Source organism: Arthrobacter globiformis (genome assembly GCF_046536215.2).
Taxonomy (GTDB): domain Bacteria; phylum Actinomycetota; class Actinomycetes; order Actinomycetales; family Micrococcaceae; genus Arthrobacter; species Arthrobacter globiformis_E.
Map to the genome: position 1 here is coordinate 4,465,198 of NZ_CM143421.1, position 14,130 is coordinate 4,479,327.

Below are 14,130 nucleotides of genomic sequence, written 5' to 3' on the forward strand. Positions count from 1 at the left end.
GCGACCTACTTGGGCCCGCCGGGACGAAACTTACAGCGGGGCGATCTCCGAGTACGTGGAGGCATCACCCTTCAGGGCCTGGCTCTGCTTGCCGTCCACGCCCACCGGGATGTCCCCGGCGATGGTGACGCGGTTGAGCTTGCGCGGCTGGCCGTCGTAGTTGTCCGGTGCGTAGTGCTGGGTGATCCGGTTGTCGAAGAGCACCAGCTGGTTAGGCTCCCAGTTCACGCGGACCACGTTCTCGGGACGGGTGACGTAGGCCTGGAGCAGGCGGATGATGTCCCTGGACTCTGTGTTGGACAGCCCCACAATGCGCAGGCGCTGCGCGAAGCCCCCAATGAACAGTCCGCGCTCGCCGGTCAGCGGGTGGACGCGCACCACGGGGTGGGCCGTCTCGAACTTCAGCCGGGTGAACTCCTTGCGGCGCTCCTCGGCATTGGCGTGCTCCAGGTTCTTGGGCACCGAGTAGTCGTAATCGTTGGTGTGGATGGCCCAGAGGGTGTCGGCGAAGTTCCGCAGCTCATCAGGAAGATCGGCGTACGCGCCGGCGGAGGACGCGATCAGCGTCTCGCCGCCGTAGGCCGGCAGGTCGATGCTGCGCAGGGTGGACGCCTGCGGCGGGTTGACGACGAACGTGACATCGGTGTGCCAGTTGTTGGCCGACCCGTTCTCGCTGTCCACCGGCAGGACGTTTTCCTCGCCCTCGACGGACGCCACCGTGGGGTGCGCCTTGGTGAGCGGGCCGAAGTGGCTGGCGAACTTCACCTGCGCCTCATCGGAGAGGATGTTGGCCTCGCGGAACACGAGGGCCTTGTGCTCGTTGAGGGCCGCGCGGATCTCCGCAACGGTCTCCGCGGACAGGTCGCCGCTGAGGTCCAGGCCGCGGATCTCTGCGCCGATGCGGGAGCCCAGCTTGGAGAATTCGAGCTTAGTTTCGGTAATGACGGTCATCGTTCTTTCCTCACTTTGTGCGTTGCTTGAATCGGTGCGTTGTGATGGCTCGGGCGGTTTACTTGGACCCGGTCAGGAGTCCGTTGAACTCGTTGGTGTACAGCTTCTTGGTGTCAAGGCCGGACTTGATGATGCCCGCGGACTTCAGGTACTCCTCCCAGCGGGTGAAGTCCTCGTCCTTGATCTCGCCCTTGGCGGGGACGCCCACGCTCTTCCAGTACTGCAGGGCGGCGGGGTTCTCATTACGGCCGCGTTCCTTCAGGATCTTGGTGAGCCGGGCAATGACCTCCTTGCGGGGCGTGGCCCGCTCCCACTCGATGGCCTTCGCCACGCCCGTGGTGAAAGTCCGGACCGTGTTGGGGTTCTGGGCGAGGAAGTCTTCCCGGAAGACGTACGGTCCGCCGGCGAACGTGCCGAACAGGTCGTAGTCGCTGAAGACGGACCGCAGCCCGCCGTTGGCGACGGCCTTGTCCTGCAGGATGCTGCCCAGGGAGCCGGCGTCCACCTGGCCGCGGCGGATGGCCTCCTCCGTGTCGTTCGGCGGAACCACCACGAGCTGGACCTGCTTGATCTCGTCCGCGCTCAGGCCGTTCTTGCGGAGGTAGGTGTTGATGACCGCCTCGGAATGGGCGCCGAGGGTATTCACAGCGATCTTCTTGCCGATGAAGTCCCGGGCGGTCTTGATCGGGCTGTCTTCCTTCACGTAGAAGCCGTTGAAGGTCTTGCTGTCCTCGCCGTAGTAGTTGATGACGGCCTTCACGGGGGCGCCCGCCTCAACGAGCTTCACCACTGCCCCGGCGAACGCGCCGCCGAAGTCGGTCTGCCCGGTGGCTGCGGACTGGATGTCCTGCGGGCCGCTGATGGTGTTGCCCACCCAGTTCAGCTTGACGTCGCCGAGGTAGCCAAGGTCCTGCGCCAGCTCGGGAAGGGTGACGTTGTTGGCCCAGCCCTGGTAGCGGAGCTCCTTGACTTCATTGGCGCCGGAAGCGGCGCCGTCTGTGCCGGCCACCGATGGTCCGCCGCAGCCGGACACCGTCAGGGCGATGACGACGGCGGCCGCAGCACTCAGGATGGTCAGGTGTCGTTTCATGGGGGGTTCCTTCAGGGGTTGTTTTGGCTGGTTCGCCACGCTTACTCCAGCCGCTGTAACGGCCGATGGATCGATGTAAGCGCACTCGAAGGACGCAGAAAAGTGCCCGGTTCACGGCGGGAAACCGTTGGAAATCCGCGGAAACATGGCGCAACAGCGGGTCATGAGGCGTCCTGTTGCTGCCGGTGAACCGGTGTGACCCGCGGTGCCGGCGAGGCGTGCCGACGGCGGTAGACTGCCCCCTTTTGTTCGTAATGGTCTGCCCTGCGGGGCCGATCTGCGTCGCGCATACGGGCGCGCGCCCGATACGGTAGAACCATGACGTCTACTTCCACAGCCGAGATCACCCGGCACGAACGCAATATCCCCGCCGAGATCGCCCGGTCGTGGCTGCTTGTCAACGCAATGAAAACCGAGCTGTTCGACCAGTCCGCCGTGTCCCGCGCGGACTCGATCATCCTGGACATCGAAGACGCCGTTGACCCCTCGCAGAAGGACGTCGCCCGCGAGAACGTGGTGAACTGGCTCTCCGGCGGCGGCCAGGCCTGGGTGCGGATCAACGACGCCACCAGCAAGTTCTGGGCCGACGACCTCGCGGGCCTGCGCGGCACCCCGGGCCTGCTCGGCGTCATGCTGGCCAAGACCGAGTCCGCGGACCAGGTCACCGAGTCCTTCCACCGCATGGACGGCAAGACGCCGGTCATCCCGCTCGTGGAATCCGCGCTCGGCATCGAGGAAGCCAACCACATCGCCAAGGCCCAGGGCGCCTTCCGCCTGGCCTTCGGCTCCGGCGACTTCCGCCGCGACACCGGCATGGCCAACACCCAGGAGGCCATGGCCTACCCGCGCGCCAAGCTCGTGGTCGCCAGCCGCGTCGGCAACCTGCCGGGCCCCATCGACGGACCCACCGTGGGCACCAACCACCCGATCCTGCGCGAGCAGACCGGGATCACCGTGATGATGGGCATGACCGGCAAGCTCTGCCTGGCCATCGACCAGACCAGCGTCATCAACGAGGTCATCAGCCCCACACCGTCGGACGTCGCCTGGGCCACCGACTTCATGAACGACTTCGAAGCCAACGGCCGAGTCATTCGCGACGGCTCCGACCTGCCCCGCCTCGGCCGCGCAGAGAAGATCATGAAGCTCGCGGTAGCGTTCGGCGTGCAGCCCGCGCTGTAACGCCATCAGCATCACCAGGAGACCCCGTGACCGATACCCGTTATCCGGTGCACGGGGTCTTTTTGGTGCACGGGGTCTTTTGGGACGGGCCGCAGGCCCTTTCCACAGCGTCCGACGGCGGCAGTCCGGTTCTGCGCCTCCAGCACCATTCCGGCGCGTTCAGTGAGATAGCGCTCGACGCCGGCACCCGGCTCGGGTTCCGTGTGCCGGCCGGGGCCAGGCACTGCCTCGGCCACACCAGGGTTTTCTCGGCCGCGGGGCGCCGGCACGTGACCTGCCCGGACAGCGGGTCCCGGCCGGACTGCGGGACTACCTCATGCAGCCGCACTGGCTCTACGTCGCCACGTTCGCCAACGGGGCCAGCAAGATCGGCACGGCCTCGCAGCCGCCCAAATGGAACCGGCTGGCTGAACAGGGTGCGGTGGTTGCCCGCTACGTCGCCCTGGCGGAGGACTGGCGGGTGGTGCGCGTCCTGGAGGACCTGGCGACCACCGAAGCGGGCCTCGCCCAGCAGGTGCGCGGCGCGGCGAAGGCCGCCGCCCCCGCCCTCACGGACCCGATGCCCGGCGTCGAGCTTGACCTGCTGAACCGGCGCCGGGCTGAAGACGTCCGGGCCCTGTTGGCGGGGACCGCCGTCGGGGGTTTTGCCATTGTGGACGAGCAGTGGGTCCGCCCCGCCCAGGCCGCGGCGCTGTGCGCGGCGGCTTCCCGGCACGCGTACCCGCACGGGATGCATGGCGGGAGCCACGGCTTCATCCTCAGATCCCTGTGCGGCAGCCACGGACTGGCCAGCCTGGACGGCTCGGAGCTGGACTTCGTAGTGAACCTCGGGCTGCTGAAGGGGCGGCTGGTGGAACCCGGGGAGTACACCTCGGAGGTGCCGGCGGTGCAGGAAGCCCTCTTCTAGGGAAAGCCCTTAAATGGGGGCGGACAGCCTGACTGGGTAAACTGGCACGGTGCTGCACGAATTCTGGGTCACCGCGCCCAAGTCCTACAAAATCCTGGTCTTCACCGCGATGGGCCTCATCGCCGTCGGTCTGATCCTCAACATCGCGGGCAATGTCACCGCCAACCAGGGGCTCATGATCGGGTCCCTGCCGGTCATCGGCCTGGGCCTGGTGCTGCACATGGTGGGCCTGGTGGTCCGCGGCCAGAGTGTGCGGAAGAACATCCGCAAGTAGGAAACCGGCACGCCCGCCCCGATAGGCTTGAACCCATGACTATCAATCCGGACCTGCAGGGCCGAAGCTACCCTGCCGCAGAGGTGTATGACGTCGGCCGCGAGAAAATCCGCGAGTTCGCCCGCGCCGTCAAGGCCACCCATCCCGCCCACTTCGACGTTGACGCCGCCCAGGGCCTGGGCCACCGCGACCTCGTGGCACCGCCGACGTTCGCCATCATCATCGCGCAGCGCGCCGACGCCCAGCTGATCGAGGATCCGGAGGCGGGCATCGACTTTTCCCGCGTCGTCCACGCCGACCAGCGCTTCACCCACCACCGCCCCATCTTTGCCGGCGACCGGCTCGTCGCCGAACTGCACGTCGACGGCGTGCGCGCTATGGGCGGCGGCGCCATGATCACCACGCGCAGCGAGATTTTCGCACTGACGGACGGGGACGGGCGCGAGCCGGTATCCACCACCAAGTCATCCATCCTGGTCCGCGGAGAGGGACAGTAGCCATGAGCCCCACATTCGAAGAACTCAGCGTCGGCCAGGACATCGGCAGCCGCAGCATCGAGGTAACCCGGCAGGACCTGGTCAAGTACGCCGGCGCCTCGGGGGACTTCAACCCCATCCACTGGAACGAGGCCTTCGCCACGGGCGTCGAGCTTCCCGGTGTCATCGCGCACGGCATGTTCACCATGGGTGCCGCCGTGCAGCTGGTCAGCGACTGGGCCGGTGACCCGGCCGCCGTCGTCGACTACCAGACGCGTTTCACCAAGCCGGTGCTGGTCACCGACACCACCGGAACCGGCGACGCCGGTGCCGTGATCGACGTCAGCGGCGCGGTCGGCGCGCTGGACGCCGAAGCGCGCACCGCGCGCGTTGACCTCACCGTGGTGTTTGACGGCCAGAAGGTCCTCGTGAAGGCCCAGGCCCTCGTCCGGCTGGCGTGACGTGATGCTGTCTTGAGTTCCACCGCCGTCCAGGCGCGGGAAATCGGCCTGTGGCGCAAGGCGGTGGTGGTGGCCTACGCCGCCAGCGGACTCGCATTCGCGTCCTGGGTCTCGCGCCTGCCGGCGATCCGCGACGGCCTCGGCCTCACGCCCGGCACGGTGGGACTGCTCCTGCTGTGCATGACGGCGGGGTCCTTCCTCTCGGTGTCCGCGTCGGGGCTGATCGTGCTCCGGCTCGGTTCCCGGCGGACCATCCGGACCGGCAGCATCATGGTGGGCTGCGGCCTGGTCTTCGCCGGCTTCGGCACGTCGGTCCTGTCCAGCCCGGTTACGGTTGCGGCGGGCCTGGCCGTCGTCGGCCTGGGCACGGCGAGCTGGAACACGGCGTCCAACGTGGAGGGCGCCGCCGTCGAACGGGCCATGGGCCGGCACATCATGCCCAGGCTGCACGGCTCGTTCAGCCTGGGCACCGTGGCAGGCGCCGGGCTTGGCGCCTGGGCGGCAGGCGCCGGCGTGCCCGTCCTCTGGCACCTCGCCGCCGCCGGTCTCGTCGTCGCCGGTTCGGTGACGACGGCGGCACGCTGGTTCCGTGCCGACGCTACCCCGGCGGAGCGCGCGGCACCGTACCGGCCGGACAACTTCGAGGACCCCTCTACCGGGCCCATCCCTCTTGTACGTCAGGTCAACGACTGCGGCGAGGCCCCGCTGGACAACAAGCGCAAGATCGCCCAGGCCTGGCGGGACCGGCGGACGCTGCTCCTCGGCGTCATGGTGCTGGGCCTGGCGCTGGCCGAGGGCGCGGCGGGGGACTGGGTGGCCCTGGCGCTGGCGGACGGGCACCACCAGTCCGACGCGGCGGGCGCCGCAGGGTACGGGCTGTTTGTCACGTTCATGACCATCGGCCGGTTCGCCGGGACCGTGGTGCTGGACCGGTTCGGCCGGGTCCCGGTGATGCGCTGGTGCTCCGCCATGGCCGTCGCCGGACTGGCGCTGTTCGTGTTCGCGCCGGTGCCGTGGCTGGCCTACGCCGCCCTGGCCGTGTGGGGGCTCGGCGCCTCGCTGGGCTTCCCGGTGGGCATGTCTGCCGCGGCCGACGATCCCGCCAAGGCCGCCGCCCGCGTGTCCGTGGTGTCCACGATCGGGTACGGGGCCTTCCTGTGCGGCCCGCCCCTGCTGGGGCTGCTGGCTGAGCACGTAGGGATCCTGCACTCGCTGCTGGCCGTCATGGCCGTGCTGGCGGTGAGCTTCCTGCTGTCCCCGGTGGCCCGCAAGCTTCCCTGATTTCCCCTGCTTCTGTTCCCGATAGGCTGGACTGGTGACCTCCCCAATGCTTTCCGATCTGACCACGGCCGCCGTCGGCGGTCCCGCCGGCACCTACGTCGAGGCCCGCACCGAGGCCGAGATCATCGAGGCGGTGCGCACCGCGGACGCCGCCGGTGAGCAGCTGCTCATCATTGGCGGCGGTTCCAACCTGCTGATTTCCGACGACGGGTTCCCCGGAACCGTCCTGAAGATCGCCTCCGAGGGGTTCACCGTCAACGCGGAGGACTCCTGCGGCGGCGTCTCCGTGGTGGTCCAGGCCGGCCACAACTGGGACGCGCTGGTGGAGCACGCCGTGCTGCACGCCTGGTCCGGCATTGAGGCGCTGTCCGGGATCCCCGGCGCCACCGGGGCCACGCCCGTGCAGAACGTCGGCGCGTACGGTGCGGACGTTTCGCAGACCATCGCCGCGGTCCGGACCTGGGACCGGGAGCGTAACGCGGTGAAGACCTTCACCAACTCGGAGCTGAAGTTCGGGTACCGGGATTCGATCCTCAAGCAGACCACGGTCGACGGGTCCCCGCGCTACGTGGTGCTGACTGTCGAGTTCCAGCTGCCGCTGGGCCGCATGAGCGCACCCATCCGCTATGCCGAGCTGGCACGGGTCCTGGGCGTCGAGCAGGGCCAGCGTGCCTACTCCAACGATGTGCGCCGCGAGGTCCTGCGGCTGCGCGCCTCCAAGGGCATGGTGCTGGATCCGGCGGACCGCGACACCTACTCCACGGGTTCGTTCTTCACCAACCCGATCGTTCCGTCGTCCGTGGCAGACGGACTGCCCGAAAACGCACCCCGGTATCCGGGCGGCTCCGACGGGCTCATCAAGCTGTCCGCGGCCTGGCTGATCGACCACGCCGGCTTCGGCAAGGGCTTCGGGCTGGAGGAGGGGAGCGTCTCGGGCGGCCGGGCCTCGCTGTCCACCAAGCACACCCTGGCCATCACCAACCGCGGCTCGGCCCGCGCCGCCGACATGGTGGCGATCGCGCGCGAGGTGCGGGCCGGCGTCGTCGGGCGTTTTGGCATTGAACTGCACCCCGAGCCGCTCCTGATCGGCATTACGCTGTAGCGGGTGTCTGACAGGTCTTGAGCGCGGGCCCGTACCGTCAGGACGTGAGGAACCGCCCGTACCGCTCGGCGGCCCGGCGGAAACCCGCGAGGGCCGCCGGGCCCAGGGGCTTCGTGTCGTCGAAGGGAACGGGTACGACGGCGGCCGTCCGGCCGTTCCCCTGCCTCGCCCAGGTGCCGGTCACCTCGCCGCCGGCCACGATGGCCTTCTTGAACACCCCGTTGCCACCGGGGACGATCTTCTGCGCGTGTTCGGGCGGCAGCACGATGCTTCGGTCCGTGTAGCCGAGGACGAACTCGTCGAACCCCGGAAGGGCGAGGACCGTGCGCTGCCCGGGCACGCCATTGTCCAGCAATGTGGCGGCCTCCGGCGACAGCCAGTACTGGGTTCCGTCGTGCTCCAGTTCGACAAGTTCGCCGCTCACCGCCGGCAGTGCGCGCCGCACCTCGGTCAGGGGAATGCTGGACCACCAGGCGAAGTCGCGCAGCGTGGCGGGTCCGTGCCCGCGCAGGTACCGCAGCAGCAGCTCCGCGATCCCTTCCTCCCGGCCCAGATCGCGTGAGGACGTGATCCAACGGCCGAAGGCAACGAACTTCTGCTGGTTGCCGTCCAGCGGCCCGGGCACCAGCGAGGCGCTCTGGCACAGCATCCACAGGAGATGGACCCCGCGCTGGGCCTTGGTGGCCTGCCCGGCAGCTTCAAAGGCCGCGAACAGCTCCTCCCGGCTTGCCGCACGTCCGCCGTCAACCACGCCAAGGGCTACGTCGCGGCACTTCTCCACGTCCTCGCTGGTGATTTCCAGCTGCCGGTGCCGCCCGGCCGTGCCCTGGATCATGCGGGCCGTGGTGATGTTCAGGATCCAGCGCAGATCCTCGGGCGCCAGCAGGTGCAGTGTCCCCCGCATGGGCCACGACCGGACCACCGCACCGTCGTCCAAAGCCCTGCGGACATCGCTCAGTCCCGCACCGGGCACCCGGACACCCACAGCCCACAGCGCCGACTGGAGATCCTGCGCCTGCATGGCGGTCATCCCGCGGACGGCCTCCGGCACGCCGTCGAACCCGGACCCCAGAAGCCCCTGCGACGCCAGCCGCAGCCGGCCCATCACCTTGGACGAAACCCGGGTCTTCACCGCCGCTGCCATGAGCCCATCCTAGGACGCTCCGGACCGGAGGGGGCGCCCGCGTCTGCCGCGGCACGTCCTGGCAGCGACCGCTCGGGCGCGGATACAAAACCGGCCCCGCTCCGCGTGAGCGGCCCAGCCCTTGTAACAGTGGGCGGGGCCGGTCGTGCGGGGCAGGGCCGGTTGAGTGGGCGGAGCCTGGCTATAGGGTGCCGGTGGCGATGTTGAGCATGCGGCGCAGCGGCTCGGCGGCACCCCAGAGGAGCTGGTCGCCGACGGTGAATGCGCTGATGTACTGGGGGCCCATTTCGAGCTTGCGGATGCGTCCCACCGGGATGGTCAGCGTGCCTGAGGCGGCCACGGGGGTCAGGTCGGCCATGGAGGCTTCCTTGGAGTTGGGCACCACCTTGGCCCACTCGTTGTCCTCGTCGAGCAGCTTCTCGATCTCGGCAACGGAGAGGTCCTCGCGCAGCTTCAAGGTGAGTGCCTGCGAGTGGGAGCGCATGGCCCCGATCCGCACGCAGAGGCCATCCATGATCACGTGGTTCTCATCCGAGGTGCCCAGGATCTTGTTGGTCTCGACGCCGGCCTTCCACTCTTCCTTGGACTGGCCGTTGCCGAGGTCGGCGTCGATCCAGGGGATGAGGGAGCCGGCCAGCGGCACACCGAACTGGGTGGCGTCGACGCCGTTGCGCTGGTGGGCCAGCACCTTGCGGTCGATTTCCAGGATGGCCGACGCCGGGTCGTTCAGTTCCGTGCTGACCTCGGCGTTGAGGGTGCCGAACTGGCTGAGGAGCTCGCGCATGTGCCGCGCTCCGCCGCCGGAGGCGGCCTGGTAGGTCATGGACGTGCCCCACTCGACGAGGCCGTTCTTGAAGAGACCGCCAAGGCCCATGAGCATGCAGGAAACGGTGCAGTTGCCGCCGATGAAGTCCTTGACGCCGTTGGCGAGGCCCTTGTCGATAACGTCGCGGTTGATGGGGTCGAGCACGATGATGGAGTCATCGTTCATGCGCAGGGTGGAGGCGGCGTCGATCCAAAGGCCGTCCCAGCCCCGGCTGCGCAGCTCGCCGTGGACCTGCTTGGTGTAGTCCCCGCCCTGGGCGGTGACAATAATCGGCAGCTTCGCCAGCGTCTCGACGTCGAACGCGTCCTCGAGCTTACCGGCCGCGCCCGCGGCAGCACCAGCAAGAGTCGGGGCGGCACCTCCCGCGTTTGAGGTGGAGAAAAATACCGGGTTGATGCTGGCGAAGTCGCCCTCGTCCTGCATGCGCTGCATCAGGACGGAGCCGACCATGCCGCGCCAACCGACCAGTCCAACGGACGGAGTAGCTGCTGTAGTCATTTAGCCAGTTTATCTTTGGATTTGGCGGGCCGCAGTCGGTTACGTCACGGCCGCCGGCGCACCGGACGCAAAGAGTTCAGTCCACGGGCCGGGGAAGGTTGCGGGCTTTGCGCAGTTTCTCGGCCCGCCGCTCCTTGAAATAGGCCGCCCAGGCGGCAAGGAAAGGAAAAAGGCAGGCCGGGAAAACCCACCATACTTCGCCAAGGATGTGCCACTGGTCAGTGAGCGCCACCTGGACCACACCGTAAAGCAGGCCGCCTAGACAGGCCGTGAGCAGTATTGAGAGGAAGAGCAGGCCGCCGGAGCTGTTGACAGGCTTGACCAGGCCGCGCCCGTCATCCTTTCGCACGCCGTATTCGGCCCGCGTGTAGCCCACCATTTCGCCGTTCTCTGCCCGCCGGTATTTCAGCTGCTCCCCGGCGAGACCGGATAGTGAGTAGCCCGGCTCCTGTGGGACACCGTCGCTACGCCTCGCCACGTGCATCCTCGATCGCGGCGAGTAGCCCCGCATCATCCAGGCCGCCAGTCTCGGCAACCTTGTCATTATCGAAATCGGGAACGCCGGTGGTCCACGAAGTCTCCTCGCGACGGATCAGCAGGTGCTGCTCGGACGCCAGGGTCTTCAAAACCAGATATGCGGAGCCGCCAGGGTTTTGTTCGACATGCTGGCGTACCACCCTGAGCGTCGCCTCCGCCGAAGAAATGGCGGGATCCTGGGCAAAGACGAACCAAGTACCCAGGAGCCGGGGCTGGAGCATCAGGGAAACCCCGGGTGCTTCAAGCAGCGCCACGTTGTCCATCGACTCGCCGGTCAGGAGCGAGATCTCCGTCCACCGGGTCGCCTTGCCCAGCGCGGTGGCAACGGCAGCAGCCACGCCCTTCACGCCCAGATCACCGTCGTCATCAACCGCAGCCAGGTCACGTGCCAGCAGCGACGAGGCTCCAGCGGTGGACAGGGTGACGTCGTCGATCATCTCTTCGGCGCGGAAGACGCTGACTGAGCGGTCCCGCGAAGGGCCCTCGAAAACGTTCAGCAGGTAGGCGAACTCGCCCACGCCGAAGCCGATGACGTCGACGCCTAGGCGCGGTTCCTGCTGGGTCGGGTCCTGAACAGTCATGCTTGTCTCCTAATCGCCGAATCCAAAGAACTTGCCCACGGACTTGCCCGCATTAACCAAGGTATCCTTCGTGTCGCTGACGAACTTTCCAGGGTCCTTGACGGCGTTGACCACGCCTTCGCCGATGTCTTTCCCGACGCTGCTGATGGTGTCCCAGTTCTCGTACACCGCGATGCCGACGCTGGCGACCTGGCAGACCGTCCCGGCCGGCGGCGGCAGGAAGCAGCCAACGCCGAGGGCCGTCTTGCCCACGCCCACAAGCCCGCCCTTGATGTCGCCGTCGGAAAAGCTCTTCACCGAGTCATAGGCGCTGAACCCGACGCCGGCCCAGCCCAGTCCGCGGGCGAGGCCGGACTTGCCCAGCCATTCGAGCTTGGTCCCGGCGCCGAGCCAGGGCTTCTCCTCCAGGACCGGCCCGAGTTTGGACAGCACGCCAATGTGCTTGTTGAGGTTCTTCAGCGACGCGATGTCGGTAGCCTTGTCGATCAGCCCGAGCCCGCGGTGGGCCGAGGCGGATCCCTTCAGCAGGTCGTCCAGGGCCGAGTTCCCGAGCAGCCGGTGCGCTGCAAAGCCGGGCCCGCCAATGCGGTGGCTGCCCTGCAGGAACGCCTTGATGAAGTCCGCCCGCTGGTTCTTCAGCACCCAGCCGTACTGGCTGAGGTGCTTGGCGAGGGTGAACGGGGCCTTGATGAACTTGTGCAGGGTCATGCCCGCCCTGAGCGCACCGACGCCCCCGAGCAGCACACCGCCCAGCACGCCCGGCCAGGAAGACCCCGGATCGCCCAGGGTCACGGGACCGCCGCCGGAGCCCGGGGCGGCGTCGCTGGCCTTCTCCTGCTCGTTGGCGTTGTCCAGCAGTTTCCTGGACTCGTCCTTGAGGGCGCGGGCCGTCCGCTGGATGAGAGCCCGGTGGTTGCCGTTCCAGTCCGAGCGGAACTGGGTGGCGTCGTTGCCCTTCCAGGAAGGGTTGTTGTTGATCTGGTTGGTCAGCTGCGACGACGTCTGCAACAGGGTGTCGGAGACCTTTCCGAACTGCTGCGCGAGTGTGCGAAGCTGCGCGACGTCGGCGCCCCACAAATTACCAGTCACTGCGGCATCATCCCCCAAATCCTGACCGCCCCGGACAAGGACGGTTGCTGCTAAGTCCAGCCATCACTCTAGTTCGGGCCCACGTGCGCCGCGATGGGCAGCGCTCCCCATCCCGGACGCTACTGGTGGTCGGGCTCCTCCAGCAGGGCATTCTTGCGGGCGCGCAGGGCGAAGAAGGCGCCGAAGGCGAACGCCTGCGTCACCACCACCAGCACAATGATGCCGGCGATCTTGTTGCCGCCCAGGATCATGGTCAGGCCGACAACCGCGGAGAGCAGTGCCAGCAGCGGCAGCAGCATGTAGCCGAGCACAAAGAGGGTTTCGGGTTTACGCAGCATCTTCTAACCTTCCGAGCGGTTCCACTTGGTGAACCGGTAGCGGGTGCCGTTGGCCCCCGTGAGCCAGCCGTCCGAGGGCGCTGACGGGCCGGCCACCCAGCCGTCGCCGAGCTCCGGGGCGTACGTGTCGCCGTCGGCGTTCACGTCGATGGTGGTGACCACCGCGACGTTGGCCAGCCCGGTGGACTCCTTGAAAATTTCGCCGCCGCCGACGATCCAGACTGCCTCGCAGCCCGGAGCGAACTGTGATTCCAGCAGGGCGTCATCGAGGGATTTGACGACGACGGCGCCCTCCGCCTCGGGCGTGCTGCCCCAGTTTTCCTGCCGGGTGATGACGATGTTGGTCCGGTTGGGCAGCGGACGGTACTTCGCCGGGAAGGACAGCCAGGTCTTGCGGCCCATGATGACGGGATGGCCGGTGGTGACCCTGGTGAAGTGCTTCATGTCCTCGGGCAGGTTCCACGGCATGTCGCCGTCCTTGCCAATGACGCCGGCGGGGGTCTGTGCCCACACGAGCCCGATCCCGGACATCCCTGCGGCGATGTCCTCGCTGAAAGCCTGCCCGTCCATAGTGCCCTCCGTGCTCATACGGCGATCGGCGCCTTGATCGTGGGGTGGTGCCGGTAGCCCACCACTTCGAAGTCGTCCAGGGTGTAGTCGAAGATCGACTCCGGCTTGCGGGTGATCTTCAGCTGCGGGTACTCGTACGGTTCCCGGTCCAGCTGCTTCAGGACCTGGTCCATGTGGTTGTCGTAGATGTGCACGTCGCCGCCGGTCCAGACGAATTCGCCGGGCTCGAGTCCTACCTGCTGCGCCAGCATGCAGGTCAGCAGCGAGTAGGAGGCGATGTTGAACGGCACGCCCAGGAACATGTCCGCCGAGCGCTGGTACAGCTGGCAGGAGAGTTTGCCGTCCGCAACGTAGAACTGGAAGAACGCGTGGCAGGGCGGCAGGGCCATGTCCTTGAGTTCACTCACGTTCCAGGCCGAGACGATATGCCGGCGCGAGTCCGGGTTCGATTTCAGGCTCTCCACGAGCTCGGCGATCTGGTCGATGTGACCGCCGTCCGGGGTGGGCCAGCTCCGCCACTGGACGCCGTAGACCGGCCCGAGTTCGCCCTCGGCATCGGCCCATTCGTTCCAGATAGTGACGCCCTGGTCCTGCATCCACTTCACGTTGGAGTCGCCGCGGAGGAACCACAGCAGCTCGACGGCGACGGACTTGAAGTGCACCCGCTTGGTGGTGATCAGCGGAAAGCTTTCGCCCAGATCAAAGCGGATCTGACGGCCGAAAACGCTGCTGGTTCCGGTGCCGGTGCGGTCTGATTTGTGCGTGCCGTTGGCCATGACGTCGCGCAGAAGGTCTTCATAGGGCGTTGGGGTGCTCACCCGTC

General features: G+C 67.5%; 16 protein-coding genes and 1 pseudogene. 7 read left to right on the plus strand and 10 right to left on the minus strand.

The features are described 5' to 3' along the window. Positions 1-30: 30 nt before the first annotated feature. Both R5O87_RS20215 and R5O87_RS20220 read right to left on the minus strand, forming a co-directional pair. On the minus strand, positions 31-951 hold the full coding sequence (locus tag R5O87_RS20215; RefSeq protein ID WP_410554858.1) for a TauD/TfdA dioxygenase family protein: 921 nt from the start codon (positions 949-951) through the stop codon (positions 31-33). Positions 952-1,009: 58 nt separating this feature from the next. Then, on the minus strand, positions 1,010-2,041 hold the full coding sequence (locus R5O87_RS20220) for an ABC transporter substrate-binding protein (RefSeq protein WP_410554857.1): 1,032 nt from the start codon (positions 2,039-2,041) through the stop codon (positions 1,010-1,012). A gap of 318 nt (positions 2,042-2,359) precedes the next feature. On the opposite strand from R5O87_RS20220, the gene R5O87_RS20225 reads away from it, so the two are divergent. From R5O87_RS20225 to R5O87_RS20255, 7 genes and pseudogenes are all read left to right on the plus strand, one after another. Beyond that, positions 2,360-3,223 carry an HpcH/HpaI aldolase/citrate lyase family protein gene (locus tag R5O87_RS20225; RefSeq protein ID WP_410554856.1) on the plus strand — a complete coding sequence of 288 codons (864 nt, stop codon included), beginning with the start codon at positions 2,360-2,362 and terminating at the stop codon, positions 3,221-3,223. Positions 3,224-3,249: 26 nt separating this feature from the next. Beyond that, positions 3,250-4,130: pseudogene (locus R5O87_RS20230) on the plus strand (DUF2797 domain-containing protein). Positions 4,131-4,179: 49 nt separating this feature from the next. Beyond that, positions 4,180-4,404: a DUF3188 domain-containing protein gene (locus R5O87_RS20235; RefSeq protein ID WP_377949349.1), complete on the plus strand. Its 225-nt coding sequence runs from the start codon at positions 4,180-4,182 to the stop codon at positions 4,402-4,404. Positions 4,405-4,439: 35 nt separating this feature from the next. Beyond that, positions 4,440-4,901 (plus strand): FAS1-like dehydratase domain-containing protein, encoded by a 462-nt coding sequence (locus R5O87_RS20240; protein WP_410554855.1) that lies wholly within the window; start codon positions 4,440-4,442, stop codon positions 4,899-4,901. A 2-nt stretch (positions 4,902-4,903) separates the two neighbouring features. Next, positions 4,904-5,341, plus strand: a complete 438-nt coding sequence (locus R5O87_RS20245; RefSeq protein ID WP_306924967.1) for a MaoC family dehydratase — start codon at positions 4,904-4,906, stop codon at positions 5,339-5,341. A gap of 12 nt (positions 5,342-5,353) precedes the next feature. Continuing rightward, a complete protein-coding gene (locus R5O87_RS20250; RefSeq protein ID WP_410554854.1) occupies positions 5,354-6,622 on the plus strand; it encodes an MFS transporter in 1,269 nt (422 codons plus the stop codon). A 34-nt stretch (positions 6,623-6,656) separates the two neighbouring features. Next, a complete protein-coding gene (locus R5O87_RS20255; protein WP_410554853.1) occupies positions 6,657-7,724 on the plus strand; it encodes a UDP-N-acetylmuramate dehydrogenase in 1,068 nt (355 codons plus the stop codon). A 37-nt stretch (positions 7,725-7,761) separates the two neighbouring features. Here R5O87_RS20255 and R5O87_RS20260 read toward each other — a convergent pair whose 3' ends face one another. The 8 genes from R5O87_RS20260 to R5O87_RS20295 all read right to left on the minus strand — a co-directional run bounded on the left by R5O87_RS20260 (position 7,762) and on the right by R5O87_RS20295 (position 14,125). Next, complete coding sequence (locus R5O87_RS20260) at positions 7,762-8,868, minus strand: winged helix DNA-binding domain-containing protein (RefSeq protein WP_410554852.1); 1,107 nt, start codon at positions 8,866-8,868, stop codon at positions 7,762-7,764. A gap of 181 nt (positions 8,869-9,049) precedes the next feature. Then, positions 9,050-10,192, minus strand: coding sequence for an aspartate-semialdehyde dehydrogenase (gene asd / locus R5O87_RS20265; protein WP_410554851.1), 1,143 nt, complete (start codon positions 10,190-10,192; stop codon positions 9,050-9,052). A 76-nt stretch (positions 10,193-10,268) separates the two neighbouring features. Next, positions 10,269-10,670, minus strand: a complete 402-nt coding sequence (locus tag R5O87_RS20270; RefSeq protein WP_410554850.1) for a hypothetical protein — start codon at positions 10,668-10,670, stop codon at positions 10,269-10,271. Further along, entirely contained in the window at positions 10,657-11,310 is a 654-nt protein-coding gene (locus R5O87_RS20275; protein ID WP_410554849.1) for a hypothetical protein, read from the minus strand. The genes R5O87_RS20270 and R5O87_RS20275 overlap by 14 nt, the downstream gene beginning before the upstream one ends. 9 nt (positions 11,311-11,319) lie before the next feature. Next, the gene (locus tag R5O87_RS20280) at positions 11,320-12,399 is read right to left on the minus strand and encodes a WXG100 family type VII secretion target (RefSeq protein WP_410554848.1); all 1,080 of its coding nucleotides are present in this window, start codon (positions 12,397-12,399) and stop codon (positions 11,320-11,322) included. A gap of 119 nt (positions 12,400-12,518) precedes the next feature. Beyond that, positions 12,519-12,737, minus strand: a complete 219-nt coding sequence (locus tag R5O87_RS20285; protein WP_410554847.1) for an NF038396 family protein — start codon at positions 12,735-12,737, stop codon at positions 12,519-12,521. A 3-nt stretch (positions 12,738-12,740) separates the two neighbouring features. After that, the gene (locus R5O87_RS20290; RefSeq protein WP_410554846.1) at positions 12,741-13,325 is read right to left on the minus strand and encodes a dihydrofolate reductase; all 585 of its coding nucleotides are present in this window, start codon (positions 13,323-13,325) and stop codon (positions 12,741-12,743) included. Then, the gene (locus R5O87_RS20295) at positions 13,322-14,125 is read right to left on the minus strand and encodes a thymidylate synthase (protein ID WP_410554845.1); all 804 of its coding nucleotides are present in this window, start codon (positions 14,123-14,125) and stop codon (positions 13,322-13,324) included. Before R5O87_RS20295 ends, R5O87_RS20290 begins: the two co-directional genes overlap by 4 nt. Between the last annotated feature and the right edge of the window lie 5 nt (positions 14,126-14,130).

Excerpts from the sequence above, each read along its gene's own strand:
- R5O87_RS20215 (WP_410554858.1), bottom strand. The coding sequence starts at position 951 with ATGACCGTCATTACCGAAACTAAGCTCGAATTCTCCAAGCTGGGCTCC.
- R5O87_RS20220 (WP_410554857.1), bottom strand. The coding sequence starts at position 2,041 with ATGAAACGACACCTGACCATCCTGAGTGCTGCGGCCGCCGTCGTCATC.
- R5O87_RS20225 (WP_410554856.1), top strand. The coding sequence starts at position 2,360 with ATGACGTCTACTTCCACAGCCGAGATCACCCGGCACGAACGCAATATC.
- R5O87_RS20240 (WP_410554855.1), top strand. The coding sequence starts at position 4,440 with ATGACTATCAATCCGGACCTGCAGGGCCGAAGCTACCCTGCCGCAGAG.
- R5O87_RS20245 (WP_306924967.1), top strand. The coding sequence starts at position 4,904 with ATGAGCCCCACATTCGAAGAACTCAGCGTCGGCCAGGACATCGGCAGC.
- R5O87_RS20260 (WP_410554852.1), bottom strand. The coding sequence starts at position 8,868 with ATGGCAGCGGCGGTGAAGACCCGGGTTTCGTCCAAGGTGATGGGCCGG.
- asd (WP_410554851.1), bottom strand. The coding sequence starts at position 10,192 with ATGACTACAGCAGCTACTCCGTCCGTTGGACTGGTCGGTTGGCGCGGC.
- R5O87_RS20275 (WP_410554849.1), bottom strand. The coding sequence starts at position 11,310 with ATGACTGTTCAGGACCCGACCCAGCAGGAACCGCGCCTAGGCGTCGAC.
- R5O87_RS20285 (WP_410554847.1), bottom strand. The coding sequence starts at position 12,737 with ATGCTGCGTAAACCCGAAACCCTCTTTGTGCTCGGCTACATGCTGCTG.
- R5O87_RS20290 (WP_410554846.1), bottom strand. The coding sequence starts at position 13,325 with ATGAGCACGGAGGGCACTATGGACGGGCAGGCTTTCAGCGAGGACATC.